The organism is Sporosarcina sp. BP05, assembly GCF_014282005.1.
In the GTDB taxonomy this organism is placed as follows: domain Bacteria; phylum Bacillota; class Bacilli; order Bacillales_A; family Planococcaceae; genus Sporosarcina.
Window position 1 is genome coordinate 1 of sequence record NZ_JACFTD010000092.1, and the last position, 449, is coordinate 449.

Consider the following 449-nt stretch of genomic DNA (forward strand, 5'->3'; position numbering starts at 1 on the left):
ACTATCGAAGGTTGGAAAAAGGTCTATTTCAGTGGCCCGATGGACAAACAACACAGCCGCTAGCAATTAGCCATCGACAATTACACTGGCTACTCGATGGCTTACCACATGAACAAAAACAAGCGCATGCAAAAGTTTCTGCAAAAATTATAATTTAAAAAAGGAATTCGACGAGCCGTGTCGAATTCTTTTTATATGGAAAAATTAGTAGCGGCCACCTCACCCACAATTGAAGAACTCGCAGCGAAAAATACGGAGCTGGAAAAACAAAATGAAGCGCTACAGGCTAAACTCAAATGGTTAGAAGAACAATTTCGCCTTAGCCAACAACGGAAATTTGGCGCTTCTAGTGAAAAAACCAATCCAGATCAAATCGCACTTTCTCTTTTTAATGAAGCTGAAATCACAGCGGATGAAAAGGTAGAGGAACCAACGCTTGAAACGATTAC

The 449-nt window shown here is 40.8% G+C and carries 2 protein-coding genes; both read left to right on the top strand.

Features of this window, described 5'->3' with window-relative positions:
- Window positions 1–11 precede the first annotated feature (11 nt).
- Window positions 12–158 carry an IS66 family insertion sequence element accessory protein TnpB gene (tnpB, locus tag H2672_RS20095; protein WP_186674015.1) on the top strand — a complete coding sequence of 49 codons (147 nt, stop codon included), beginning with the start codon at window positions 12–14 and terminating at the stop codon, window positions 156–158.
- 37 nt (window positions 159–195) lie between these two features.
- A partial coding sequence (locus tag H2672_RS20100) for a transposase (RefSeq protein ID WP_222439472.1) occupies window positions 196–449 on the top strand: 254 nt, incomplete at its 3' end.